Source organism: Pseudomonas trutticola BRTCR10 (assembly GCF_056155105.1).
This window is the reverse complement of record NZ_CM149552.1, coordinates 3027530-3053844: the sequence shown is the minus strand read 5'-3', so window position 1 is coordinate 3053844 and position 26315 is coordinate 3027530. Positions and strand designations below refer to the sequence as shown.

Annotated in this window: 16 protein-coding genes; 8 read left to right on the top strand and 8 right to left on the bottom strand. The window is 57.9% G+C overall.

Annotated features, from left to right (window positions below; genetic code table 11):
- Nucleotides 1–7 precede the first annotated feature (7 nt).
- Nucleotides 8–3199 (top strand): efflux RND transporter permease subunit, encoded by a 3192-nt coding sequence (locus ACVVH8_RS13700; protein WP_315445343.1) that lies wholly within the window; start codon nt 8–10, stop codon nt 3197–3199.
- Nucleotides 3196–4617: an efflux transporter outer membrane subunit gene (locus ACVVH8_RS13695; protein ID WP_475230794.1), complete on the top strand. Its 1422-nt coding sequence runs from the start codon at nt 3196–3198 to the stop codon at nt 4615–4617. Before ACVVH8_RS13700 ends, ACVVH8_RS13695 begins: the two co-directional genes overlap by 4 nt.
- A gap of 113 nt (nt 4618–4730) precedes the next feature.
- On the opposite strand, the gene ACVVH8_RS13690 is transcribed toward ACVVH8_RS13695, so the two are convergent.
- The 3 genes from ACVVH8_RS13690 to ACVVH8_RS13680 are packed head-to-tail and all read right to left on the bottom strand — an operon-like array spanning nt 4731 to nt 8002.
- The gene (locus ACVVH8_RS13690) at nt 4731–5672 is read right to left on the bottom strand and encodes an HlyD family secretion protein (RefSeq protein ID WP_315445341.1); all 942 of its coding nucleotides are present in this window, start codon (nt 5670–5672) and stop codon (nt 4731–4733) included.
- A gap of 4 nt (nt 5673–5676) precedes the next feature.
- On the bottom strand, nt 5677–5877 hold the full coding sequence (locus ACVVH8_RS13685) for a DUF1656 domain-containing protein (protein ID WP_103304977.1): 201 nt from the start codon (nt 5875–5877) through the stop codon (nt 5677–5679).
- A complete protein-coding gene (locus ACVVH8_RS13680) occupies nt 5867–8002 on the bottom strand; it encodes an FUSC family protein (RefSeq protein WP_475230792.1) in 2136 nt (711 codons plus the stop codon). Before ACVVH8_RS13680 ends, ACVVH8_RS13685 begins: the two co-directional genes overlap by 11 nt.
- A 172-nt stretch (nt 8003–8174) precedes the next feature.
- On the opposite strand from ACVVH8_RS13680, the gene ACVVH8_RS13675 reads away from it, so the two are divergent.
- The 3 genes from ACVVH8_RS13675 to ACVVH8_RS13665 all read left to right on the top strand — a co-directional run bounded on the left by ACVVH8_RS13675 (nt 8175) and on the right by ACVVH8_RS13665 (nt 12615).
- Entirely contained in the window at nt 8175–9230 is a 1056-nt protein-coding gene (locus ACVVH8_RS13675; RefSeq protein WP_475230790.1) for a tetratricopeptide repeat protein, read from the top strand.
- Between the two features lie 215 nt (nt 9231–9445).
- Nucleotides 9446–10948: an ATPase domain-containing protein gene (locus ACVVH8_RS13670; RefSeq protein WP_103304980.1), complete on the top strand. Its 1503-nt coding sequence runs from the start codon at nt 9446–9448 to the stop codon at nt 10946–10948.
- Nucleotides 10945–12615 carry an ATP-binding protein gene (locus ACVVH8_RS13665; RefSeq protein ID WP_103304981.1) on the top strand — a complete coding sequence of 557 codons (1671 nt, stop codon included), beginning with the start codon at nt 10945–10947 and terminating at the stop codon, nt 12613–12615. Before ACVVH8_RS13670 ends, ACVVH8_RS13665 begins: the two co-directional genes overlap by 4 nt.
- A gap of 177 nt (nt 12616–12792) precedes the next feature.
- Here ACVVH8_RS13665 and ACVVH8_RS13660 read toward each other — a convergent pair whose 3' ends face one another.
- Genes ACVVH8_RS13660 through ACVVH8_RS13640 form a run of 5 tightly spaced genes read right to left on the bottom strand, consistent with a single transcriptional unit; the run spans nt 12793 to nt 19343 of the window.
- Nucleotides 12793–13170 (bottom strand): response regulator, encoded by a 378-nt coding sequence (locus ACVVH8_RS13660; protein WP_103304982.1) that lies wholly within the window; start codon nt 13168–13170, stop codon nt 12793–12795.
- A gap of 44 nt (nt 13171–13214) precedes the next feature.
- Complete coding sequence (locus ACVVH8_RS13655) at nt 13215–14429, bottom strand: hybrid sensor histidine kinase/response regulator (RefSeq protein WP_103304983.1); 1215 nt, start codon at nt 14427–14429, stop codon at nt 13215–13217.
- Entirely contained in the window at nt 14423–15016 is a 594-nt protein-coding gene (locus ACVVH8_RS13650) for a chemotaxis protein CheB (RefSeq protein WP_213028572.1), read from the bottom strand. The genes ACVVH8_RS13655 and ACVVH8_RS13650 overlap by 7 nt, the downstream gene beginning before the upstream one ends.
- Complete coding sequence (locus ACVVH8_RS13645) at nt 15013–15846, bottom strand: CheR family methyltransferase (RefSeq protein WP_103304985.1); 834 nt, start codon at nt 15844–15846, stop codon at nt 15013–15015. The genes ACVVH8_RS13650 and ACVVH8_RS13645 overlap by 4 nt, the downstream gene beginning before the upstream one ends.
- Entirely contained in the window at nt 15846–19343 is a 3498-nt protein-coding gene (locus ACVVH8_RS13640) for a response regulator (RefSeq protein WP_103304986.1), read from the bottom strand. Before ACVVH8_RS13640 ends, ACVVH8_RS13645 begins: the two co-directional genes overlap by 1 nt.
- Before the next feature lie 264 nt (nt 19344–19607).
- On the opposite strand from ACVVH8_RS13640, the gene ACVVH8_RS13635 reads away from it, so the two are divergent.
- The 3 genes from ACVVH8_RS13635 to ACVVH8_RS13625 all read left to right on the top strand — a co-directional run bounded on the left by ACVVH8_RS13635 (nt 19608) and on the right by ACVVH8_RS13625 (nt 26183).
- A complete protein-coding gene (locus ACVVH8_RS13635) occupies nt 19608–19967 on the top strand; it encodes a response regulator (RefSeq protein ID WP_475231170.1) in 360 nt (119 codons plus the stop codon).
- Between the two features lie 930 nt (nt 19968–20897).
- Nucleotides 20898–24788, top strand: coding sequence for a hypothetical protein (locus tag ACVVH8_RS13630; RefSeq protein WP_475230788.1), 3891 nt, complete (start codon nt 20898–20900; stop codon nt 24786–24788).
- 102 nt (nt 24789–24890) lie between these two features.
- On the top strand, nt 24891–26183 hold the full coding sequence (locus ACVVH8_RS13625) for a glycosyltransferase (RefSeq protein WP_475230786.1): 1293 nt from the start codon (nt 24891–24893) through the stop codon (nt 26181–26183).
- Nucleotides 26184–26315 lie beyond the last annotated feature (132 nt).

Below are 26315 nucleotides of genomic sequence, written 5' to 3'. Positions count from 1 at the left end.
AACTCCGATGAATTTTTCCCAATTCTTCATTTCACGGCCGATCTTCGCAGCGGTGCTGTCGCTGTTGATCCTGATCGCCGGTGCGATCTCGCTGTTCCAGCTACCGATCAGCGAATACCCGGAAGTCGTGCCGCCCACCGTGGTGGTACGTGCCAACTTCCCGGGTGCCAACCCTAAAGTCATCGGTGAAACCGTGGCAGCTCCATTGGAGCAGGCCATCACCGGCGTCGAGAACATGCTGTACATGTCCTCGCAATCCACCGCTGACGGCAAGATCACCCTGACCATCACCTTCGCTCTGGGCACTGACCTGGACAACGCGCAGGTGCAGGTGCAAAACCGCGTGACTCGTACCGAGCCGAAGCTTCCCGAGGAAGTGACGCGTATCGGTATCACCGTCGACAAGGCGTCGCCTGACCTGACCATGGTTGTGCACTTGACCTCGCCAGACAAGCGCTACGACATGCTCTACCTGTCCAACTACGCGATCCTCAACATCAAGGATGAGCTCGCTCGCCTCGGTGGTGTCGGTGATGTGCAACTGTTCGGCATGGGCGACTACTCGCTGCGTGTCTGGCTTGATCCGAACAAGACCGCTTCGCGCAATCTGACAGCCACTGACGTGGTCACCGCGATTCGTGAACAGAACCGTCAAGTGGCCGCCGGCCAGTTGGGCGCGCCCCCTGCCCCGAATGCGCAGAGCTTCCAGCTGTCGGTCAACACTCAGGGCCGTCTGGTGACTGAGGAAGAGTTTGAAAACATCATTATTCGCGCAGGCGATAACGGTGAAATCACTCGCCTGAAAGACATCGCTCGCGTCGAACTGGGCTCCAGCCAATACGCCCTGCGTTCGTTGCTGAACAATCAGCCGGCGGTGGCGATCCCGATCTTCCAGCGTCCTGGCTCCAACGCCATCGACATCTCGAACGAAGTTCGCGGCAAGATGGAAGAGCTGAAGAAAGGCTTCCCGCAAGGCATGGACTACAGCATCGTCTATGACCCGACGATCTTCGTGCGCGGCTCGATCGAAGCGGTGGTTCACACCCTCTTCGAAGCGCTGATCCTCGTGGTGCTGGTGGTGATCCTGTTCCTGCAAACCTGGCGCGCCTCGATCATTCCATTGGTGGCGGTGCCGGTATCGTTGATCGGTACGTTTGCGGTGATGCACTTGTTCGGTTTCTCGCTCAACGCCCTGTCGCTGTTCGGCCTGGTACTGGCCATCGGTATTGTGGTGGACGACGCCATCGTGGTGGTGGAGAACGTCGAACGGAACATCGAACTGGGGCTTAACCCTTTCGATGCGACCAAAAAAGCCATGGGTGAAGTGACGGGCCCGATCATTGCCACGGCGCTGGTGCTGTGCGCGGTGTTTATTCCAGCAGCGTTCATCTCCGGCCTTACCGGACAGTTCTACAAACAGTTCGCCCTGACCATTGCGATCTCGACCGTGATCTCGGCGTTCAACTCGCTGACTTTGTCGCCAGCACTGGCCGCTGTATTGCTGAAAAGCCATGACGCACCGAAAGACCGTTTCTCCAAGGTGCTCGACAAGATCTTCGGTGGCTGGTTGTTCCGTCCGTTCAACCGCTTTTTCGACCGTGCCAGCCATGGCTACGTCGGCACCGTGCGCCGGGTTATCCGTGGCAGCGGCATCGCTCTGTTCCTCTACGCGGGCCTGATGGTGCTGACCTTCTTCGGTTTCTCCAACACGCCGACCGGTTTCGTACCCGGCCAGGACAAGCAATACTTGGTGGCTTTCGCGCAACTGCCGGACGCCGCGAGCCTGGATCGCACCGAAGACGTGATCAAGCGCATGTCCGACCTGGCCTTGAAACAGCCAGGCGTGGAAAGCGCCGTAGCGTTCCCGGGTCTGTCGATCAACGGCTTCACCAACAGCCCGAACGCCGGCATCGTGTTCGTGACCCTGAAACCGTTCGACGAACGTAAAGACCCGAGCATGTCGGCCGGTGCAATCGCCGGTGCCTTGAACGGCCAGTACGCGAACATTCAGGAAGCCTACATGGCGATCTTCCCGCCACCGCCGGTACAAGGTCTGGGCACCATTGGTGGTTTCCGCCTGCAAATCGAAGACCGGGGCAACCTGGGTTACGACGAGCTGTACAAAGAAACCATGAACATCATCAACAAGAGCCACAACGTGCCGGAATTGGCTGGCCTGTTCACCAGTTACACCGTGAACGTGCCGCAGGTCGATGCCGCCATCGACCGGGAAAAAGCCAAAACCCACGGCGTGGCCGTCAGCGACATCTTCGACACCCTGCAGATCTACCTGGGTTCGCTGTATGCCAACGACTTCAACCGTTTCGGCCGCACCTATCAGGTCAACGTTCAGGCCGAGCAACAGTTCCGCCTCGAATCCGACCAGATCGGCCAGCTGAAAGTGCGTAACAACAAAGGCGAAATGATCCCGTTGGCGACCTTCATCAAGGTCAGCGACACCTCGGGTCCGGATCGCGTGATGCACTACAACGGCTTCATCACCGCAGAAATCAACGGCGCCGCAGCCCCCGGCTACAGCTCGGGTCAAGCAGAAAAAGCCATCGAGAAACTGCTCAAGGATGAACTGCCGAACGGCATGACCTACGAGTGGACCGACCTGACCTACCAGCAGATTCTGTCCGGCAACACCGCGCTGTTCGTGTTCCCGCTCTGCGTACTGCTGGCGTTCCTGGTGCTCGCTGCTCAATACGAAAGCTGGAGCCTGCCACTGGCGGTGATCCTGATCGTACCGATGACCCTGCTGTCGGCCATCACCGGCGTGATCATCTCGGGCGGGGACAACAACATCTTCACCCAGATCGGTTTGATCGTACTGGTGGGACTTGCCTGTAAGAACGCGATTCTGATCGTCGAGTTTGCCAAGGACAAACAGGAAGAAGGTCTCGACCCGCTTGCTGCGGTACTGGAAGCCTGCCGTCTGCGTCTGCGGCCGATCCTGATGACTTCCTTTGCATTCATCATGGGTGTGGTGCCACTGGTGTTCTCCAGCGGTGCCGGTGCCGAGATGCGTCACGCCATGGGTGTGGCGGTGTTCTCCGGGATGCTCGGCGTGACCTTCTTCGGTCTGCTGCTGACACCAGTGTTCTACGTACTGATCCGTAACTTCGTCGAACGCAGCGAGCAGCGTAAAGCGGCCAAGGCGCACACTCTTCAAAAGCCACTGGAGGCGCACCAATGAGTCTGAAAGTCTTCCTGCCGAGTCTGCTGGTGCTGGCCCTCAGCGCCTGCGCCGTCGGCCCCGACTACAAGACCCCAGCCACGGAGGCGGCCAACATCACGACCGCCACCGACGGCGCCGCCGGGCAAAAGAACTTCGACCGTTCGAAATTCGAAGGCATCTGGTGGCAGCAGTTTGACGATCCGACCCTCAATCAGTTGGTGACTCAATCGCTGCAAGGCAACCGTGAACTGCGCGTGGCGTTCGCTCGCTGGAAAGCCGCCCGGGCGATCCGCGACGACGTCAGCAACGATGCGATGCCGACCATCACCAGCCGCGCCAGCAGCGATCTGGCCAAGGGGCAAATCCCTGGCCAGACCACCAAACGGGTCAATAGCGAACGCTATGACCTCGGTCTGGACATGGCCTGGGAACTGGACTTGTTCGGTCGCATCCAGCGCAACCTGGAAGCCAGCGACGCCGACCAGCAAGCGGCCGAAGCCGATCTGTACCAACTGCAAGTCACCATGATTGCCGAACTGGTCGACGCTTATGGCCAACTGCGCGGCGCGCAACTACGCGAAAAAATCGCCGTGGCCAACCTGAACAACCAGCAGGAGTCGCGCAAGATCACCATCAGCCTGCGTGATGCCGGCGTTGGCGATCAGCTCGATGTCGAACGTGCCGATGCGCGTCTGGCCTCAGTCGAAGCCAGCGTGCCGCAGTTGCAGGCGGAACAGGTCCGACAGAAAAACCGCATCGCCACCCTCTTGGGGGAGCGTCCGGACAAACTGACCGTCGACCTGAGTCCAAAGGAGCTACCAGCAATCGCCAAGGCCTTGCCAATCGGTAACCCGGGCGAACTGCTGCAACGTCGTCCGGACATCCTCAGCGCTGAACGCAAACTGGCTTCCGCCACGGCGCGCATCGGTGTGGCCAAGGCCGATCTGTTCCCACGGGTCAGCCTCAGCGGTTTCCTCGGCTGGACGGCCGGACGCGGTTCGCAGATCGGTTCCTCGGCGGCCAACGCCTGGGCGCTCGGCCCGAGCATTACCTGGGCAGCGTTCGACCTTGGCAGCGTCCGTGCCCGTTTACGCGGCGCCGATGCCGATGCCGAAGGCGCACTGGCGACCTATGAGCAACAAGTGCTGCTGGCCCTGGAAGAATCGGAAAACGCCTTCAGCGACTACGGCAAACGTCAGCAACGGCTGATCTCGCTGATCCGCCAGAGCGAATCGAGCCGCAAGGCTGCCGATCTGGCAGAGATTCGCTATCGCGAAGGCACCACTGACTTCCTCGTGCTGCTCGATGCACAGCGTGAGCGTCTGAATGCCGAAGACAGCCAGGCCCAGGCCGAAGTCGATCTCTATCGCGGCATTGTCGCGATCTACAAGGCCCTTGGCGGTGGCTGGCAGCCAGAGACCGTCGCCAGCAAGTAACTTCCAGTTTTTAAAGAGCTCCTTTGGTTGGCCGCAACCAACCAATTTTTTGCCCCGCGTATCATTCGGTCGCGGGGCTTTTTTGTGCCTGGTGACTTACCCCTGGAGCTGCCTTATTCAAGGATAGTGACGGTGGCGGTCGTGCCGGCGCGCAAGCGGTTCTTGCCGGCATAGTCGCTATCGATGTCGATCCGCACCGGTACCCGTTGTGCCAGTTTCACCCAGGTGTAACTCGGGTTGATATTCGCCAGCAGACGACTGCCCGGGGCGTTTTCCCTGTCCGCAATGGCGAAGGCAATGCTTTGCACGCGACCGCCGAAGGTTTCCCCGCTCATCAACTGAATCCGCACTCGGTCGCCCTCCTCAATCCGTGGCAATTTGGTTTCCTCGAAGTACCCGCTGACGTAGAACGAGTCGCTGTCTACCAATGCCAACAGTGCGCCGCCAGCGACTGCGTAATCGCCCTCGCGGGTCAGCAGATTGGTGACATAGCCGCTGACCGGCGACTCGACACGGGTACGCTGCAAATCCAGTTCGGCCTGAGTCAGTGCCGCAATCGCCAATTGCACATTCGCCTGCGCAAGGCCGAGATTGGCCTGATTGCGCAACAGATCAGCCTGAGCCACAGCCACGTCGGTACTGGATTTCTCCCATTCTTCCCCGGAGATCGCGAAACCCTGCTTGAGCGTACGGCGCCGGCGCTCTTCGCTTTGACGTTGTTTGAGCAGTGCTTCACTGGCGACGATGGCCGCTTGCGACTGCCCCAGAGTTGCTTTTGCCACTTCAACCGAGCGCCGCGAGTGTTCTACCGCCAACCGGTAGCGTGCCGGATCGATCTCCATCAGCAGTTGCCCCTTGTCAACGTGCTGGTTGTCTTGCACAGCCAGGCTGACGATACGTCCGGAAACGTCGGCCGACAGCGTCACCACATCCGCCCTCACCCGGGCATCCCGGGTCCATGGCGCACGGGTGTAATGCTCCCAGGCAAACCAGCCGAGCACGATGGCCAGTGCCACCACGGCCAACGTCATTGATCGAGCGAGTAACACTTTCAAGGCATCAGGCTCCCATCAGCAAAAGCAGCGTGGCACAGACGCAGGCATACAGTGCCCCTTCGAACAGCGCCTCATGCCAGACCAGACGCAATACGCCCAAGCGGCGCAAGCCCCAGTCAAGCAGCATGAATATCGGTATGGCCAGCAACAGGGCTTGAGCAATGGGTGGCAGATAAACGCCGCCAATCTCGAAATCAATGGGCAAGGGCCGGTTCTCCTTCCGGGGCATTACGTTGCAGGTACTCGCCGTGGCGCTGCAGAAATGACACAACGATCAGCAGCGCCACGCGCATGCGGAACACCGACCAAAGATGTTCATGACTGGCGACGTGCAGATCATCCAGCTCATCGCCCAGTGCATGCAGCGTGGACAGCAACGGCGTCAGTTGCGCATCCTGTCGCCCGGCGACAAAGCGCCCGGTCTTGCGCAAGGCCGAGGACAAGCGCTGACTGAACACGTCGGTGAGCAATGCATTGTTCTGCGCCTGCTGCCTGAGCTGATGCATCGCCACACCCAGCGCCACGCTGGCCAGGCTGATTTCGTAAAGTTGCTGCATGGCGCGGTCATTCGCCGCCGGCAGCAAGCCAAGCATGCTGGTCAAGCGATCGACCATGCGGCTTTCGAAGGCGAATTGCTGCTCATCGGTGGCTGGTTTTTTAGTCAGCTCATACACCTGTTCACGCGCTTCGTTGTACAAGCGACGAAGGCGCCAGACCGGGCGGAACGGAAAAATCCACGCGTAGACGATCAGGGCGAGCATTGCCGCGCTGACATAGGCTCCAGCAAATTCGAACCATTGGATCGCCGTGTTCTGCCCGGTGCCGACATTCTGCGGGCCCAGCATGAGGAAACTCGACAACCCCAACCCCATGCCGATCCCCGCCGTCGCCGGGCTCGCCAGACCGACCGCGATCACATAAAGCAGCGGTGCCAGCAACAACGCCAGCCACTCAAAGTCACTGATCGCCGGCACCAGTATGAATTGATAAAGCGCCGATACCACCAGCGCCAATCCCAACCCTCGGGCATAACTTTGCGCCGCCATCAACGGACGCGGAAACGTCGCCATGAGCGAACAGAGAATCCCCACCAGAATCATCCCGCCCCGTGCGCCGTCCCAGGCGGTTTCGATCCAGATCAACCCGGCAACCAGCAGCGCGGTAAAGGCGCGAATGGCGTTCATCGAAGCCAGAGTGAAATCCAGATGCAAGGGGCTGGCCTGGCCACGATAAAGGCAACTGGCCTCGCGCCCCTCCTGAATGGCATCGCTCAGTTCCAGGATCTGTTCCAGTTGCTGTAACAGACGCGCCTGCTCCCAGCGCAATGCCCACGCCAGTGAACGCAGGGTGGCGCTCATGTCTTCGGTCAACTGTTCGGCCTCATAAGCCAAGGCTTCGAACTGCTGTTGCAGCGTAATGAAGTGATGCCGTTTCTCGGCGGGGAGCGAGCGGCCCTGCTCCGCCAACTGGTCGAGAAGCGCCAGCTCATCGGCACGCAGGCGCTGGACGTCGGGCGGCAAATCGCCCTCCCAGCGCTCGGTCAGCAGTTCGCGTTGATGCCTCAGCGCGGTCAGGCGCGAAGTCAAAAGCATCAACTGATTACCCAGTAACAGCACCAGGTTATTGGCGCTGCGCAACCGTGGCGCATCGAAATACAGGTGACGGCGCAGCCCTTCGAGGGCACTGATTTCACCAAGCAATTGCATTTGCCGACGTTGAAAGTCGGCTTCGCTCTCTTGTGTGCGGATGACCGCAGCGGAATGGCTGGCGACCAGTTTGATCACCTGATCGACCTTGGCGAAATAGCCTTTGGCGACGGCTTCCGGACGCGCGGTGAGCAGGCTGACCACGCAGACACAGGCCACGGCCAGCAACGTTTCGGTGACGCGGGTGACAGCCAGCAGAAAAGTGCCGTCCTGATCGGGAATGGCCAGTAGTGCCACCACCACGGCGGTGTAACCACTGAGCACAAACGCCTGGGAACTGGTGTAGCGCAGCAACGTGCCGCCCGCCGTACAGAGCGCCAGCCACAGGGCCAGCGTCGTGATGAACGGCAGCGGCGCCTGCGGAAAGATGGCCATGATCAAGACCGCTACCGCTGCACCGAGCGTGGTGCCGATCACCTGGCCAAAACTGCGTGCCAGCGCCATGCCGGCCAGCGGCTGACTGACAATGACCACGGCCATGATCGACCACTTCGGCTGATCGAGATCGAACAGGAACGCCAGATACAGGGTCAGCAACCCGGCCGCGATGGTGCGCAGGGCAAACAGCAGGACGGCCTGACCGGGATGGATCACCACCTTGAAATAATTCAACAGGGCTTGCATGGGCACACTCGTTTAAGCGACTCCTGCAAGCGTAGACACTGCTGCGAAAGCCTGACGGGTTACGCAGTCGACAGGACTTGTAGGGCGATTCGCATGCTCAGGGTTTGACTCACGGTCCGAGCTGACCGAAGCTTGCCGCTCTGCTCAAGTACACCTGTTTTCGGAAACCTGCATGCCTCAGTCTCGCCGCTATCTGCTTATCAGCCTTGGTCTTGTGCTTATTGTCGTCGTGGCATGGCTGTCTCTGCGCAGTACCACACCGGTCATTCCCGACGCGATAAAGCATGGCTACAGCGAAGCGCTGGGCGCCGCGCGGACCGGGCAGCCCGGTGCCGCGCGGCAGTTGTATCAACAGCTGGGGCGTCCGGACCTGTCGGTCAAGCGCCGCGTCTGGCTTCACGGCGAGCTGCCGAATTACCCAAGTCCGCTGGCGTTGAAACTCGCCGACGCCGACCTGCAGAACGAAGCGCCCGAAGTGCGGCTGGCAGCGATCAAAAGTGTGGTGGGGCTGGTGCCGGGCGGACAGCGCAGCCTGTTGCTGGGGCCGATGCTCGAAGATGCGGATCAGACCGTTCGTTTTGCGGCAATCAACGCCCTGCTCGGCTTGAGCCCGGACGAGCTGGGGCTGTATTTCGGACCGCTGCAACAAGCGATCGATGGCTGGGAGCAAGCACTTAAGGACCAACCGGAAAGCGCCGCGACTTACGCCCAACTGGCGCGTCTTTATATCCACAACGCCGAGTTGAAACAGGCGCAGCAGGCACTGGACAACACACTGCGCCTGGAACCGGGCAACTTGCAGGCGCTGGTGATGCAGATCGATGTGCTCGACCGCCAGGGCCAGAATGATGCGGCCCGGCAGTTGCTCGCCCAACAGCTTAAAGCCCAACCTGACTCGGCGTATCTGCAACATGCCCTCGGCCTGTGGCTGTTGCACCACGGCCAGCGTGAATACGCCCTGCTCGGCTTGTCCAAAGCGGTCGAACTGGAACCTGAAAACAAGGATTACCGCTACGACCTTGCCACCACTCTGCACATTGCAGAGGAACTCGAGGCGGCGCAGAAGCAACTGCAGGAAATCGTCCAGCGCCACCCGGCCGATCGCAAGGCGCGGGTGTTGCTGATCAACTATTGGAAAGAAAGCGGTCAGTTGCAGAACGTGCAGATTCTGCTGGCTCAGCTGGAGCAGTTGAATCCGGATGATCCGGCGTTGCAGCAGGGTCTCTGAATCGGATAGATGTGACCTGTGGCGAGGTGATTTATCCCCGATAGAGCGCGAAGCGGCCCCTCCTCAGCCAAGGACCTGCTTCGCAGGCCAGCGAGGATAAATCCCCTCGCCAGCAAGAAAAAGTGGAACTGCCATCACTGCAACGGGTCAAGTAAATCAGGTCGCCCCCAATTCAGTCGGCGGCCTCGCTTCCCCTAGTCATGAGAGGGCATTTTTTGTCTACATCTAACGAGTTGATCAGTGCGAAAGCCGCTACCGGCATTGTGGGTCTGGATGACATCCTGGCCGGTGGTTTGTCTCGCGGTCATGTTTTCTTGCTGGAGGGCGAACCCGGAACCGGCAAAACCACGGCCGCTTTGCATTTTCTTCTGGCCGGCGCGAAGGCCGGCGAGCGCTCGTTGTACATCACGCTATCGGAAACCGAGCGTGAATTGCGCCAAGGCGCGCTGTCCCATGGCTGGGAGCTTGACGACAACATCAAGATCTTCGAACTGACGCCGCCGGAGAGCCTGCTCAATGCCGAGCATCAGCAGAGCCTGCTGTACTCCTCCGACCTCGAACTGGGCGAAGCCACCAAGCAGATATTCGAAGCGGTCGAACGCTTCAAGCCAACCCGGGTGGTGCTCGACAGCCTGTCGGAGATCCGCCTGCTCGCGCAAAGCTCCTTGCGTTATCGTCGGCAGATCCTCGCCATCAAGCATTACTTCGTGCGCTATAACGCCACGGTTCTGCTGCTCGATGACCTGACCACCGAATCCCTCGATAAAACCGTGCACAGTGTTGCCCACGGGGTGATTCGGCTTGAAGAACTCACACCCAACTACGGCGCCGAGCGTCGACGCGTGCGGGTGGTCAAGTACCGTGGGCAGAAGTACCGCGGCGGTTATCACGACTTCACCATCATGGGCGATGGTGTCCATGTCTTTCCACGGCTGGTGGCCGCGGAACATCGCGGCGATTACCCGCGTTTGCAATTGACTAGCGGCATCAAGGAGTTGGACTCGCTGCTGGGTGGTGGGATCGAAACCGGCTCCAGCACGCTGATTCTCGGCCCTGCCGGTACCGGTAAATCGCTGATCTCGATGATCTTCGCCGCCGCCGCAGTGGCACGCGGCGAAAAAGCCGCCCTGTTCATCTTCGACGAAGAACTGGAACTGCTCTTCGAACGGATGAGAAACATCGGCATCGACCTCAAGGCCCTGCGCGCCACCGGCAATCTGCTGATCGAGCAAGTGGACGCCGCCGAGCTTTCACCGGGCGAGTTTTCCCACCGAGTGCGCCGCTGCGTCGATGACGGCGAGATCAAAACTGTGGTCATCGACAGCATCAATGGCTATCAGGCCGCGATGCCGGAAGAAAACGCCCTCGTGCTGCACATGCACGAACTGTTGCTGTACCTGAACCGCAAAGGCGCGGCCACCTTCATGACGGTGGCCCAACACGGTCTGGTCGGCGACATGCAAGCGCCGGTCGATATCACTTACTTGGCTGATACGGTGATTCTGTTGCGTTACTTCGAAGCCATCGGCAAGGTCCGCCGCGCCATTTCCATCATCAAGAAACGCACCGGCAGCCACGAATCGACCATTCGCGAATACCGTATCTCGAAGCAAGGCATGACCATCGGCGAGCCGCTGGAAGCCTTTCAGGGTGTGCTTCGTGGCGTACCGACCTATCTCGGCGCGAGCAAACCGCTGTTGCAGGAAGGGAGCTCGTGACCGTTTCTGTACCGCTGGCCGAGCGCGCGCTGATTCTGGCGCCGATGGGTCGCGACAGCCAGATTGCGCTGATGATTCTCAACGAGGCGGGTTACGGCGGCCTGATTACCCCGGACCTTGCCACGCTGTGTGCGCAGCTGGAGCCCGGCGCCGGGCTGTTGCTGATCGCCGCCGAAGCGTTGCGCGGCCCAGAGCTGGAGGCGTTGTTCCTGCACCTGGAACAACAGCCGGCGTGGTCGGACCTGCCGATTGTTGTGCTCACTCATCATGGCGGACAGGAACAAGGGCCGTCCTCGCGCCTCAGCGATCTGTTGGGCAATGTCACGTTTCTTGAGCGCCCGTTTCATCCGGCGACCCTGATCAGTCTGGTGTCCGCTGCCCTGCGCGGTCGACGACGACAGTACGAAGCCCGCGATCGCCTGATCGACCTGAGCGAAAGCGAACGACGCCTGCAATCAACGCTGGAAACCCTCGAGCAGCAGGTCGAAGAGCGCACCGCACAGTTACGGCACAACGAAGAAGCGTTGCGTCAGTCGCAGAAAATGGAAGCGGTCGGCCAGCTCACCGGCGGCATCGCCCACGACTTCAACAACATGCTCACCGGCATCATCGGTAGCCTTGAACTGCTGCGCCGGCGTCTGGCCCGAGGACGCACTGAAGACCTCGACAGCCTGATCGATCTGGGCGTGACCTCGGCTAACCGCGCCGCCGGCCTGACTCATCGTCTGCTGGCGTTTTCCCGGCGGCAGTCACTCGACTCCAAAGCCGTACAGATGAATACCCTGGTGCTGTCGATGGGCGAGCTGTTGCAGCGCAGCCTCAACGAAAGCATTCAACTGGACATGCGTCTGGACGAAAAACTCTGGGTCGCCGAGGCGGATCCCAACCAACTGGAAAGCGCCCTGCTCAACCTGGTGATCAACGCCCGAGACGCCATGCCCGAGGGCGGCCGTTTGGTGGTGGAGACCAGTAATCAGGTGCTAGACCGTGACTTCACCGAGGCTTACCCCAACCTCGAGCCCGGTGATTATGTAATGTTGAGTGTCACCGACAACGGCAGCGGCATGCCGCAAAGTGTGATCAGCCGAGCGTTCGATCCGTTTTTCACCACCAAACCGATCGGCCAGGGCACCGGGCTGGGCCTGTCGATGATCTACGGCTTCAGTAAACAGTCGCGCGGCCACGTGTCGATTGACAGCGAGATCGATCAAGGCACGACGGTCAAACTCTATCTGCCGCGTTTCCGTGGCGAAGAACTGGAGCAACCGGCCAGCAATTGCGAGCAAGCCCCGCAAGCCATCCATGGCGAAACCGTACTGATCGTCGAAGACGATCCGGCCGTGCGCTTGCTGGTCAGTTCGGTGCTGAGTGAATTGGGTTATGCGTTTGTCGAGGCCGGAGATGCCGATGGCGCCGTGCCGATTCTCAACTCGGCGCAGCGCATTGATCTGCTGATCAGCGACGTCGGCTTGCCGGGCATGAACGGTCGGCAACTCGCGGAGATCGGTCGGCAATACCGGCCTGGCTTGAAGGTGTTGTTCATCACCGGATACGCCGAACATGCGGCGGTGCGTGGCGGTTTCCTCGACTCGGGGATGCAGATGATCACCAAACCGTTCACCTTTGATCTACTCACCGCCAAGGTGCGGGAGATGATCCGCGGCTGACCCCGCAAAAAACCTGTAGGAGCTGTCGGAGGCTGCGATCTTTTGATCTTAAAAACAAGATCAAAAGATCGCAGCCNAGCTGTCGGAGGCTGCGATCTTTTGATCTTAAAAACAAGATCAAAAGATCGCAGCCTCCGACAGCTCCTACAGGGAGATATTCAGGTCAGGCGCTGTAAATCAGGCCAACAGTTCTTGAATCTTTTCCTGCAACACGTCCAGATCGAACGGCTTTTCCAGAATCGGCGCCTTGCGCGTGATCGGGCTGCCGGTTTCGCGGATTTCCTGCGGGTAACCGCTGATGAATATCACCTTGAGATCCGGTCGCAGCTTCACGGCAGGTTCGGCGATCTGTACGCCAGAGATGCCGCCGGGCAAACGGAAGTCGGTGATCAACATGTCCAGATGTGGCTTGCTCGCGAGAATTTCGAATGCCTGCTCGCCGTTTTCGGCCTGCAGCACACGATAGCCCTGGCCTGACAGGTAGTCCGTCAGGATCATCAAGATAACCGGTTCGTCCTCGACGACGAGTACTACATCTTGTGCATCTACGCTCATGGGAAGCCTTTGTTCGGTCAATAGCTGCTGATACGACCGTGCGGTCACTCAGAGGTTGCGTCGGATTTGCCGTTTTCCTCGATCGGCAGACAAACGCGAAACAGGGCGCCCTCGTTGATTTGACTCTCGACGACGATGGAACCGCCATGGGCGGCGACGATCTGCTCGGAAATGAACAGACCCAACCCGAGCCCGGCGACTACCGTCTTGGCGGAAACCCGTTCGAATTGTTGAAAAATACGTTTCTGGTTCTCTTCGCTGATGCCGATGCCATGATCCTGAACCTCGACCCGCGCCTGATTGCCCTGACGGTAGACGCGGACTTGAATCGGGCTTCTGCCGCCGTAACGCAGGGCGTTGGTCAGCAGGTTGGAGATCACCTGTTCGATGCGGAATTCATCCCAGCAACCCTCCACCGGACTCTCGGCTTCGAACGTGACGGTGGTTTCCGCCACTTCGATCTGCTGCGCGAAGTTTTGCAGCAGGTTACTGACCAACTGCACCAGATCAAAACGGTTCGGCCGGATCGACAGCTTGCCGGTGCGAATCCGCGAGACGTCGAGCATGTCTTCGATCAGGCGGATCAGGCTTTTGATCTGGCGCTCGTCGCGATCAACCATGGCGTGCATCTTGTCCAGGGTAAACGCAGCGGCGTTGTCCCGCGCCAGGTGCATCTTGCGCAATTGCGTTTCGAGTATCAGGCCATTGAGCGGCGTGCGCACTTCGTGGGCGACGATTGACATGAAGTCATCGCGCATCCGCACTGCCTGCTCGAGTTCCGACTGCGTCCTCTGCAACTGCTGCAGCAGCGCTTCCTGCTCACGGCGGGCCTGTTCCAGCGCTTCGACCTGTTGCTTCATGGCCTTGCTCTGGCGATACAGATCAACGAAGACGTTGACCTTGCTCTTGACCGCATGGATATCCAGCGGTTTGTGCAGAAAGTCCACCGCCCCGCTCTCGTAGCCCTTGAACGCGTAGTTCAGTTCACGGCCGGCAGCGCTGACAAAAATGATCGGGATGTTCTTGGTTTTTTCGGTACCGCGCATCAACTCCGCCAGTTCGAAGCCGTTCATGCCGGGCATCTGCACGTCAAGAATGGCCATGGCGAATTCGTGTTGCAGCAGCAGCGACAGTGCTTCGTCCGCCGACAGCGCCTTGTAGACGGTGCGGTCTTCGCGTTTGATCAGCGCTTCGAGCGCCAGCAGGTTCTCGGGCAGATCGTCGACGATCAGCAGTTTTGCCTGGATATTACTCAGCATGCGATTCGTTCCAGCTCGACAAGCAGACGGCCGATGCCGTGAATGGGTAAGACATGATCCGGCTGCTGGATTTTCAGCGCAGCCAGAGGCATGGTGGCGACCTGGGCGTCGTCGGGATCCTGCACGATGGTCAGCCCGCCGTGGCGTTTGACCTTGGCCAGCCCGCGCGCGCCATCGTGATTGGCGCCGGTCAGTAACACAGCGGCCAACCCGGGGCCGTAGACGTCGGCGGCGGACTCAAAAAGATAGTCAATCGATGGCCGGGAATGATGGACGCGTTCCTCAAGGCTCAAGGACAGGCTGCGATCCTGTTCCACCGACAAGTGATAACCGGGTGTGGCGAAATACACCGTGCCCGCTTCGATATCCTGCTTGTCCGTTGCCTCTGCCACCGGCAGCAGCAGACGCCGGGAGAACACCTCGGCCAGATGACTGCGGCGCTCTTCCGGCAGGTGCAGGACGATGATGATCGGCAGCACGAATCCACGTCGTAATGACCCAAGCATGTTCATCAATGCCTCGACGCCACCGGCGGAAGCACCGACCACAATAGCCTCGATTCGAGGCAGATCCGCTGTATCGTTCATGATTTGCGGTAGATCCGTTCCTGTTTCACCAGCGCTTCGAACTGGTTGGCATAACTGGAAAAATCCAGCGTCTCTTTGCTGCCAAGCACTAGAAAACCACGATGACACAGCGACTCGTGAAACAGCCCGAACGCTCGATCCTGCAGTTTCTTGTTGAAATAGATCAGCACGTTGCGACAGGAAATCAACTGGGTTTCAGAGAACACACTGTCGGTGGCCAGACTGTGATCGGCGAACGTCACGTTCTCGCACAGGCTCTTGTCGAAAATCGCGTAACCATAAGCGGCCGTGTAGTAGTCGGCAAATGAACGCTGACCACCGGCCTGCTGGTAGTTGGCGGTGTAGGCACGGACGTTTTCCATCGAGAAAATCCCCTGCTTGGCCTTGTCCAGCGAGCGCGGGTTGATGTCAGTGGCGTAAATAATCGTGCGATCGAGCAGGCCCTCTTCGCGCAGCAGAATCGCCATCGAATAGACCTCCTCGCCCGTGCTGCACCCGGCGATCCAGATCTTGATCGACGGATAGGTTCTGAGCAGCGGCACCACTTCCCTGCGAATGGCAAGAAAGTGCGACGGATCGCGAAACATCTCACTGACCGGGATCGTCAGCAATTGCAGCAGCTGCATGAACGCGGTCGGGTCATGCAGGACTTTTTCCTGCAAGGCCGAAATGGTCGCGCACTCGAACTGGTTCAACGCGTGTAGCACCCGACGCTTGATCGAAGCGCCAGAGTAATCGCGGAAGTCGTAGCTGTACTTGAGGTAAATGGCCTCGATCAACAGCCGCAATTCGATCTCGCTGTTCCGTTCCACTGAATCACTGCACTCCACTAAATACGTTCCATCTTCGGTAACCACACGCGAATCAGCGAGAACAGGCGATCCAGATCGATGGGCTTGGCCAGGTAATCGTTGGCGCCCGCTTGCAGGCAGCGCTCCTGATCGTCCTTCATGGCTTTGGCCGTAACCGCAATGATCGGCAGTTTGCGCCAGCGCGGATCCTTGCGGATTTCAATGGTGGCTTCGAAACCATCCATTTCCGGCATCATCACGTCCATCAGCACCAGGTCGATGTCCTCGACTTCATTCAATTTATCAATCGCCTCACGGCCGTTACGACCGATCACCACGACTGCGCCTTTGGTTTCCAGCGCGCTGGTCAGGGCGAAGATGTTGCGCACATCGTCGTCCACCAGCAGAACTTTGCGCCCCTCAAAGACCTTGTCGCGACTGCGCGCGGTCTTGAGCATCTTCTGCCGCTCATGGGACAACTGCGATTCGACTTTGTGCAAAAAGAGTGTCACTTCATCAAGCAGGCGTTCCGGCGAGCGCGCACCCTTGATGATGATCGAGCGCGAATACTTGCGCAGATCGGCCTCTTCATCGCGGGTCAGGTTACGACCGGTGTAAACGATCACCGGCGGGAACGAGCAGATGTCTTCAGTGGACATGCGCTTGAGCAATTCGTTGCCGAGCATGTCCGGCAACTTCAGGTCGATGACCATGCAATCGAAAATCGTCGTGCGCAGCAGATCCAGCGCGTCTTGCGCCAGTCCCACGGCGGTGATTTCGATGTCTTCGTCGCCGATCAGCCGTGCGATGCTTTCGCGCTGCAAATCGTCGTCTTCCACCAGCAGCACGCGTTTGACCTTCTGGGTCAGCTTCGCTTCAAGACGGGCAAACACGTCCTTGAGCTCTTCGCGGGTGGTCGGTTTGACCGCATAGCCGATGGCGCCCATGTGCATCGCCGCTTCGACCCGATCCTCGACCGAAATCACGTGCACCGGGATGTGCCGGGTTTCGGCGTGTTCTTTCAGGCGTTGCAGCACAGTCAGGCCGGAGTGGTCCGGCAGGCGCATGTCGAGCAGGATCGCGTCCGGCACGAACTCGCGCGCCAGGTCATACCCCTCGTCCGCACCGTGCGCAACCAGGCACTGATAGCCGAGTTCATGCGCCAGATCGTAGAGGATGTGCGCAAAGTTCGGCTCGTCTTCCACCACCAGAATGCAGCGGGTGGCAAACGGCGCCTTGTCACGGTCATCGGCAAAGCGCGGGATGTGCACCGGCGCCAGAGGTGAAACCGAAATCGCCGGCGCAGCGGCCGCCGTCACGATCTGCGCCGGCGGGGTGAAGGTCAGCGGTGCCGTCGACACTTCAGATGTTTCGCTGTACTGCTGCGGCAATACCAGCGTGAACACACTGCCCTGCCCCGGTGCGCTGCTGACGCTGATCGAACCGCCCAGCAACGTCGCCAGATCCCGCGAGATCGACAGGCCCAGGCCAGTGCCGCCGTATTTGCGGTTGGTGGTGCCGTCGGCCTGACGGAAGGCTTCGAAAATGCTTTCCTGCTGATCCGCGGCAATGCCAATACCCGAATCGCGCACGATAAAGGCAATGCGCTGGTTCGGCTGGCCGCTGATGGTCAGGCTGACTGTACCCTGCTCGGTGAACTTCACGGCGTTGGACAACAGATTCTTGATCACCTGTTCAAGACGCTGGCGGTCGGTAAACAGGGTGACCGGTGCGTCCGGGAGCAGATCGACGCTGAAGGTCAGGCGCTTGTCGGCCGCCAGCGGTTCGAACACGCTGCGCAGACCATCGGCCAGACGCGCGACGCTGGTGTTTTCCGGGATCACCTCAAGCTTGCCGGCCTCAACCTTGGAAATGTCGAGGATGTCATTGATCAGGTTCAGCAGATCGTTGCCGGCGGAGTAGATCGACTCGGCGAACTTGACCTGCTCGGCGCTGAGATTGTCTTGCGGGTTTTCCGCGAGCAACTTGGCCAGAATCAACGAACTGTTCAGCGGCGTGCGCAGTTCGTGGGACATGTTGGCGAGGAATTCGGACTTGTACTTGCTCGAACGCTGCAGCTCTTCGGCGCGTTCTTCAAGTTGCACCTGGGCCTGATTCAGCTCGGTGTTCTTCTGGTCCATTGCATCGCGCTGCTCGGCCAGAGTCTGCGCCTGTTCGGCGAGTTGCTCGTTGGTCTGTTCCAGTTCGACTTGCTGGGTTTCCAGATGCGCCTGGGATTCCTTGAGGATCCGCGACTGCTCTTCCAACTCTTCGTTGGCGGTTTTCAGTTCTTCCTGTTGCACCTGCAACTCTTCGTTGAGCTGCTGGGTTTCAGCGAGCACTTCCTGCAAACGCTGACGGTAGCGTGCGGCTTCGATGGACGTGCCGACGTTGCTGGCAATCAGTTCCAGCAACTCGACGTCGCGGTCGTTTAGCGGACGCAAGAAGCCCAGTTCGATCACGCCGTTGACCCGGTCGTCATCGGTAGTCGGCACCACCATCACGCTGCGCGGCAGGCCTTCGCCCAGACCGGAGCTGACTTTGAAGTAATCGCCTGGCACCGAATCCAGTCGAGTCAGCCGCGCCTGTTGCGCCACCTGACCGACGATGCCCTCGCCGCTGTAAATCAATTGATCCTGTTCTTCCTGCTCGCGCGAGAAGCCATATGTGGCCACGCGCTTGAGGCCGCCGTGCTCTTCACGGACATACAGCGCCGCCACGGCCGTGCCGAGGTACTGCGCGCAGAACTGCAGAATGTTGCGCCCCAACAGATTGAGCGTCAGTTGCCCCAGCACCTGCTCGGCCAGTTCGGTCTGACCATTACGCAACCACGCCTGACGCTCCAGACGCTCGGCACTGGCCTGCTGCGCCGCCAGTGTGGCGCCGTAGCTGTCAGACAGATTGACCAGATCGCGCCGGCCGATGTACGCCAGCAGCCCACTGATACCGGCCACGAACAACAGATAAAGGGTGATGCTCCAGATCGTGGTGCGGCGCACTTCTTCGTTGCGCGTGGTGCGCAACTGCTGCTCCATGTCGATCACGTCTTCGAACTGTTTGCGAATCTCGTCGGTCAGGCGCTTGCCACGCCCGGCCTTGACCGCCGCTTTATAGTCGCCACTGGAACGCTGCAGATCGATCATCGACTGCGCATAGTTCGCCCATTCGGTTTGCAGGGCTTGCAAACGACGCAGACGATCGGTCTGCACCGGGTTGTCGGCGGTCAGTTCAAGCAAGGTATTGAGCGCCACATTAATGCGCGGCTTGGCCGTTTCGTACGGATCGAGGAAGTGCTCGTCGCCGCTGAGCAGAAAACCGCGCATGCCGGTTTCCAGGTCCACAGTGAGTTTCACCGCTTCGTTGGCGTTATTGATCACCCGGTCGGTGTGTTCAACCCACTGGATGACCGACAGCAGATAAGTGATCAGCGAAACGAAGAAGACGGCACTGAGCACACCAACGCCCAGGGGCAGGCTGATGTTGCGACTCAGGATTTTACGAAACCGTTGCTCATCAACCGAAGACGGAGAGGACATGGGGCAGCCTTGTCGAACTGTTGAAAACCCGAGAGTTTGCCCCAAAACAGCCGCGCGGATCCATTTTTCTCACAACTTTGGACGCAAATTCCTACATTTGCCTGCGCCTTTGGACCCGCCAACAGTTATCCTTGCGCGCCCATTTGCAGCTAATCTTTTTTGTGTCCTGCCGGGAACTTGTGGCTATGCGCCACTTACTCATGCAGGAGCCCGGCATTTTTGATCGACCGGCGCCCCAAAATTCCATCCTTGAGAGCTTTTATTATGTCCGCCACCGCTTCCACCATCCTTGTCGTAGAAGACGATGACATCGTGCGCATGCTGATCGTCGATGTGCTGGAGGAGTTGGAATTTACAGTGCTGGAGGCGGATGGCAGCGAGCAGGCGCTGGAAATTCTCGAAGATCCGGAGAAGCACATTGATCTGATGATGACCGATGTCGGCTTGCCGGGGATGGATGGCCGTGAACTGGCCAACGAAGCACGCAAGCTGCGCCCTGCTCTGCCGATTCTGTTTGCCAGCGGTTATGCGGAAAATCTTGATGTGCCAGAAGGCATGCACATTATCGGCAAACCCTTTTCGATTGACCAATTGAGGGACAAGGTCCAAAGCATTCTGGACTGAAAAACGACGCTGCCGGTTTGGTTCCTGAACGCCTTTGAAGCCTCTCTGTTGCGTTTCTCCGAGGTACCAGAATGAACGCCCCTTCTGGTCGCTCAAGTCTTTACCATTCATGCAATCGAGCTTGGCTTTTTGCCGCTCTCTAAAGTCGATAATGTCATCGACTGTCACTTTCGCTGGCTCTGATTGGGCCGGCGTTTGGCCAGACTGCTGAGCAGCCGCGCTATGCTCCGGGACACTTACCGATTCGTTACCGAAATCGAGGCTGGAGAATAATTCACCACTGTCCAGTGGCTGGCGGGTAAACCCCTTCTCGAAGATGATCAACGGATCGCGCATGTCTCGCCGAAAGACAAATCCCTGATAAACGAAGCCTTTTTCCAGGCCTGACAATCGTACTGCGTGGCTATTCGTGGCGGGAGATCGGCGTCGCTTGCCACACACTTGCCGCTTGCATCGTGATCGGCGGGAAACTCAAATTCAGCACTGTTTTCACCGAGAAAGAAAAAAGAATGCCTCGGTCTAAACTGCTTCGCCCGATAAAAACAGCATTATCGACATTTAAGTCCGGGTCACTGTGCAAGTTCACCAAACGGGGCGAAATTCGGATTTTGATAATTCGATATTCCTAAAACCTCCTGCACATGAGTAAAAATGCAAGTCGCATGATTGCATTCCAGGCCAGAGGCAAACTATCAAACTCGCAACCAACGCAATAACTTAGTTGTTAGCATCTGCTACTTGCGCACATAACACCAAACATCTAAGCCACCTCCTGCAACAACAAACAAACCGTAAAGAATTCGGACTTCCAACGCACTTACTCGCTCTCTACTCTGAGGCTGCTCGCTATTACACGTTAATGCTGATCAGCATCAGCACTAACGGCCAGAAATAAGCAATTCCACCCACTCAATGCAGGACGCACAATTAATGAAACCCACCTTTGCTACTGACACTGCTTCCAACACCGACATAGCTGACCTGTACGAAAAAAATCTGGTCATTCAGTCACTCAACAAATTAATTAAAGATCGCACCAGCACCGTTGCTGTTGCCGATGTAGTTGTCAGTGGAATATCCGATAGGCCCCTGTTAGAACTGAAAGACCGGTTTATCCCGCGAGTGAAAGGCAGTGCTTTCGATGAAGTATGTGATCCTGCACGCACTGCCCTGCAAAAAATGGTCGCAAGCCCAGCGTTCGCCAGGCTCCTCAAACAAGAGGCCCTTCCCGCCGACGTGCAGATTTGCGTCGATGAAAAAGCGTGCCTGTTCGCGCTTGTCGCGACTACTCAGGTTCAGTTGTTCATAGAGTTTGAACCCACGTTGGCCGAGGAACTGGCCATGCTGGGCGAGTTCGCCGGCATTACCGGTGGCCGTATTTATTCGGGCGATCACTTCAGCGTGGAACAATGGTTGCGCTTTGAAGACTTCATACTTCCGACCACCGTCGCCGACATCCACAATCTGATCGCTTATTTGTCCTTCAAGCTTCCGGAAAGTCCCGCACTGGGTGACTTTCAGGAATTGCTGGACGCCCATGAAGACTCCCCGTTTCATCTGTCAGACAGTGCGCGACAGATCATCAAGGATGTAACTCGGGACATAACCCAGGGTCAAACCAGTCTTCTGCAAAAACTTGCCTTTCTTAATTTCAATCTGATTCCAGCGTCTGAAAAACGCGAACACTCGGAAAAATTTTTAACAAGTTGCCTGAGAAGTAAAACCGCCAAAGCGCTGGGCCGAGCCATTCATGAACGGCTTGAATGGCATCTTGATCTCGATGATGCACAGCTGGGCGACGAGCAGCTCATGCACATGGCAGCCGTCGCGCTGGCGCTCGATCTGGGCGCCAGCGATCAACCGGTGATCGCCGGTTATGACGTATACCGGCCAGCCAATGCGCCGCTGAACGCGGCGCAGGTTCGGGAGGAACTGGAAGCGCATCTGGTTACCCACGCACTGATCGAAGAAAACGTCGCGCCGCTGGCTGCCCATCTGTTGCTGGCGAAAGTGGCGCCGGAGTTCCTGGTGCAGGGCGCGCCCCTGGACTTGACGCTGGATAAACCGGGTTGGGTCCTGATCGCACAAACGGTAGCGATGCTCGAACACGTCGCGCCAGGCACATCGCGCATGATGAATTATGCGCAGATCAAGGCATTCTCCGACCTGGCGCCGGTGACGTGCGAACAGAATGAATTGCAGGAAATCACTGGCGTCATCCCCGTCATCAACTGGGCTGTGCTCAACGGCGTCATTGCCTATCAGGTTGGCAGAGACTATGGCAGCGCTTCGCTGACCAAAGCGTCGTCTTATTTCAACCGTTATATGGATGCATTACGCCAATCCGAAACAGGCCTGCAGGCCGCGCCGCCTGACCGACGCAAACTCGGACTCCAGTCACTGAAAAAGGTGATGCCAGAGGGCAATTACCTGGAGCACAAGTCGCTGCAGTTCACCTTCAACGGCTCGCGCACGGAAACCAATTTTCTGGATGCCTTGAGGTATTCATCCCCGACCGGTGTGCTCGCTGATTTATACAATCTCGCCGCCAATGCGGCCGATCTCAATGAATATTCGTTGTCCGAGCTTTTGCGCCTGCGTCTCTCTGTGCTCGATTTGTACCTTTCCGGCGACCTGGTTGAAGAAGGACGCCTCACCAGCAGATTCAAGCTCAAGAGTGGCTTCCAACCTCCAGCCAATGCGTTTGCCCGCCTGGCTGAGCTGGAGAACGCCGACACGTTGTACGATCAAGCCTTCGACACGTATTACACGGGTGTTCAGGAAGGTCTTGCAGCCGTGATCAAAATGGCCATCTGCTGCCTGCCGAAAGACGATCGGGACGCGCTGATGAATGGATACATCTCGCTCTACACCGTTCGCACTTCAACGCTGCGAAAAATCACCGGCAACCTCCTCAATCTGGAAGCGGAGAAGGAGACGCAATTGCAGCGTGATGCCGAGAAAGGCCGTTACGGGCTCCTTCTCTGTCGCCAATACAACGGCGAGACCCGCTGTTATGAAATGTTCACCATGCGTGGTTTGTGTCGTGAACGTCCGGATCTGGCGAACAAACTGCAAAGCAGTGAAGTCATCAATGGTTTTCCCACTAAAGCCTATGTTGGCTCCAAACATGACCTTCAGCTCAGAATCGAAGCACAGGACTGGCCGCTGGACTTCGCGGCATACAGAGACGGCAGCGAACCACGAAATGGCCAGTCGTCCAGCGTTGTGGTGGAAAAACTCTGGCATTTCCACACGAGCACCGAGAACCTGCATCCCGTTTCGCTGTTTTTCTCCCCTTCGCTGGAAAAGCTCACCAAGTCGATCATGTCCAGCCATCCGGTGGCAACTCGTGACGAACTTTATGCTGCCTTCAAGCCCCAGACAGATCTGGAAAACATGCGTATCCGTCGGGACCTGACACAAACCAATTTCGCCAATGTCGCCGTGCCGTTTTTCAAGTGTGTCAACGATATTCGATCGGGCGAGGAGCACCGGGTACGCGAGGGTATTGGCGGTTGCATTGTCGATGGTCTGTCAGTCCTTGGGCTGGTAGTCGGCCTCAGCGTGGCCTCGGCAAAAGTCATCGCCGCAACGGCTTCGAACACATTGAGGGTTTTGGGCGTTGCCAAGGCAACCGTGCGTGCTGCGTTGGCCTTCATAAACCCGATTGATGGCCTGCCGAAACTGGCGCGCAAGGGCTATCGGCTGGCCCATCGCAACTTGGTATTACTGGGGGAAAACAGTGCAAGCACGGTCGAATCGGTCGCTCGGCAGCTCAGAAAACTTACCGGTCATACGGACGCTCGAGATCTGGTCAAAGCCCTGCAACGCTCCGACCTCCAGCATGGCAGCTGGCGCGCGGCCGAGAATGCCGGGGATGTCGTAGACCTCGCAGTAATCAAACGCCACCAATCGATTCATGTCTTCCACAAGAGCGTGGGCGGAGCCTGGGGACCGGCGCTGAAGAACGTGCAACTGCTGCCATACCGGGTGCATAGACTTTTTGGAAAGCTCAAGCCCACCGCCTACACCCGGCACTATGTGGGGAAGGCGCTTGCCCCTGCCAAGAGCAGACTGGATACAGCGATCAAACTCTTGGAAAGCGCAGACGACAATACGCGTCTGGTCGTCAAATACATGCTGGGCGAAGGCTCAGACGATGCCATCAGGTACTTGTTAAAATCGCTACGCACAATGCGTAGCGAACTGGATGCCATTTCCGTTGCCAATATGTCTTTCCGGCACGTCGGCCCGAATGCATTGGCAGCGATTTCCACACATGACTACAAAAAATTGAAGGCCGCCAAAAAGAGCGGCCTCCTAGTCAGCGATTCCATGAAAAGGTTTATAAAAATCTACCCGAAACACCTCGATGCTTACTATAAAAAAGAAAAATATGCAGTCTCGAAAATCGCTGACGTTTTGATTCATGAAATGTCCCACGGCAGTAGCGGCACACTGGATCTGTTCTACGCAAAAGAAGGGGATAAACTAACGGATGTAGCCGTCCTGGTAGATCTCGCGAGAAAGCCGGACATGGTCCATCCAGCCCTCTCCCACCTTCACAGGACCTATGAGGCTACTGAACTGGCTCAGTTAAATAATTTTGATGCAGTCCGTCATAGTTTGGCGAAAATTATTCAGGACAATCCCGCCCTCTACAACGCCAACAGCATAGAAGTCGCCGTTTCGCTGCTGAATCAGAGAACAACAGATCCTGCGAAGTTTGCATCGAACATCACACTCGTACAAAAAACAGTGGACGAATATAACCCGAGTGCCTTCATCTCCAAGCTCGAGATCGATCTCTCCGTGTAATGGATGCTTCTGCAGGCTGAGTCCGCCCACCTTCAACGGCCGCTGTGGTTTAATTGCGGCCGTTTTTTGTTCCCCCTCGCCTGCTGCAAAGGATTTCTGTTCATGTCTCAGCCAGTCACCACCAAAGTTCTGGTCATCGGATACGTTTGGCCCGAGCCCCAATCCTCGGCGGCCAGCGGGCATGTCATGCAGATCCTCGACACCTTCTTGCAGCAGGGTTGGGACATTACCTTCAGCAGCCCCGCCGGCCCGGGTGAGCACAAGGCTGACCTGAGCGCGCTGGGCATTCGCGAAGTGCCCATTGAACTCAACAACAGCAGTTTCGACGTATTCATCAGCGAACTGGCCCCGGATATCGTGCTGTTCGATCAGTTCATGATGGAGGAGCAGTTCGGCTGGCGTGTCGAGAAGTACTGCCCCGATGCCTTGCGGGTACTGGAAACCTCCGATCTGCAAAGCCTGCGTCACGCCCGCCATCAACGGCTCAAGGATCACCTGAAAGCCAGTCCCGATCAGGACGACTTCAGCGCTTTGTTCGCCCCGGCACTGCGCGAAGAGTTTGAACTGATGGCCGACACCGACCTGGCCAAACGGGAAATCGCCGCGCTGTACCGCTGTGACTTGAATCTGATGATCTCCGAGGTGGAAATCGAGCTGCTCGTCGAGCAATTCGGCTTGCCGCGCCAGTTGCTGCATTGGTGCCCGCTGATGATTGCCCCTCCCACCACTGCCACAAAAGCATTTGAGGAGCGGGCGCATTTCCTCAGCATCGGTAACTTCCGCCATGCGCCAAACTGGGACGCAGTGCTGTGGATGAAATCCACGATCTGGCCGTTGATTCGCCAGCAACTTCCTCAGGCACAACTGCACATTTATGGCGCCTACACCCCGCCGAAAGCCACGGCGCTGCACAACGCGGCGCAGGGTTTTCATGTGATGAACTGGGCAGAAGATGCGTTGCAGGTCATGTCCGATGCGCGCATTTGCCTGGCACCGTTGCGATTCGGCGCGGGCATCAAAGGCAAGCTGGTTGACGCGATGCTGTGCGGTACGCCGAGTGTCACGACACCGATTGGCGCTGAGGGCATGCACGGCGATCTGCCCTGGCCCGGAGCTGTCACGCACACGGCGACGGAGTTCGCAAACCAAGCCGTTCAGCTTTATAAGGACAAGGCACGTTGGCAAGCGGCGCAAAAGGCAGGAGACCATTTGCTCGGGGAACGTTACCAACACATCGTCCATGGCCCGGCTCTTATTGAAAAACTGCGCTATTGCCAAGAGCATTTAACAGTACTTAGAAACAATAACTTTACTGGCAGCATGCTGCGTCACCACATGCATAAAAGTACTCAGTACATGTCTCAATGGATTGAAGTTAAAAACCAAAAAACATAGGACTTCGCAACCCTCATCACATTTGGCATTAAAACACGACTTGGCAAACAACCTGATTAGCATTTAAAACATTCTGCAGGCAGCGCACTAACACTTCCACGGTGCGCACTTTAACTAATGCAGGATGCATAT

What these genes read in the sequence shown, in the direction of transcription:
- ACVVH8_RS13660 (WP_103304982.1), bottom strand. Translation starts at nt 13,170, where the DNA reads ATGAGCGTAGATGCACAAGATGTAGTACTCGTCGTCGAGGACGAACCG.
- ACVVH8_RS13675 (WP_475230790.1), top strand. Translation starts at nt 8,175, where the DNA reads ATGCCTCAGTCTCGCCGCTATCTGCTTATCAGCCTTGGTCTTGTGCTT.
- ACVVH8_RS13630 (WP_475230788.1), top strand. Translation starts at nt 20,898, where the DNA reads ATGAAACCCACCTTTGCTACTGACACTGCTTCCAACACCGACATAGCT.
- ACVVH8_RS13680 (WP_475230792.1), bottom strand. Translation starts at nt 8,002, where the DNA reads ATGCAAGCCCTGTTGAATTATTTCAAGGTGGTGATCCATCCCGGTCAG.
- ACVVH8_RS13625 (WP_475230786.1), top strand. Translation starts at nt 24,891, where the DNA reads ATGTCTCAGCCAGTCACCACCAAAGTTCTGGTCATCGGATACGTTTGG.
- ACVVH8_RS13640 (WP_103304986.1), bottom strand. Translation starts at nt 19,343, where the DNA reads ATGTCCTCTCCGTCTTCGGTTGATGAGCAACGGTTTCGTAAAATCCTG.
- ACVVH8_RS13695 (WP_475230794.1), top strand. Translation starts at nt 3,196, where the DNA reads ATGAGTCTGAAAGTCTTCCTGCCGAGTCTGCTGGTGCTGGCCCTCAGC.
- ACVVH8_RS13655 (WP_103304983.1), bottom strand. Translation starts at nt 14,429, where the DNA reads ATGCTGAGTAATATCCAGGCAAAACTGCTGATCGTCGACGATCTGCCC.
- ACVVH8_RS13700 (WP_315445343.1), top strand. Translation starts at nt 8, where the DNA reads ATGAATTTTTCCCAATTCTTCATTTCACGGCCGATCTTCGCAGCGGTG.
- ACVVH8_RS13635 (WP_475231170.1), top strand. Translation starts at nt 19,608, where the DNA reads ATGTCCGCCACCGCTTCCACCATCCTTGTCGTAGAAGACGATGACATC.
- ACVVH8_RS13650 (WP_213028572.1), bottom strand. Translation starts at nt 15,016, where the DNA reads ATGAACGATACAGCGGATCTGCCTCGAATCGAGGCTATTGTGGTCGGT.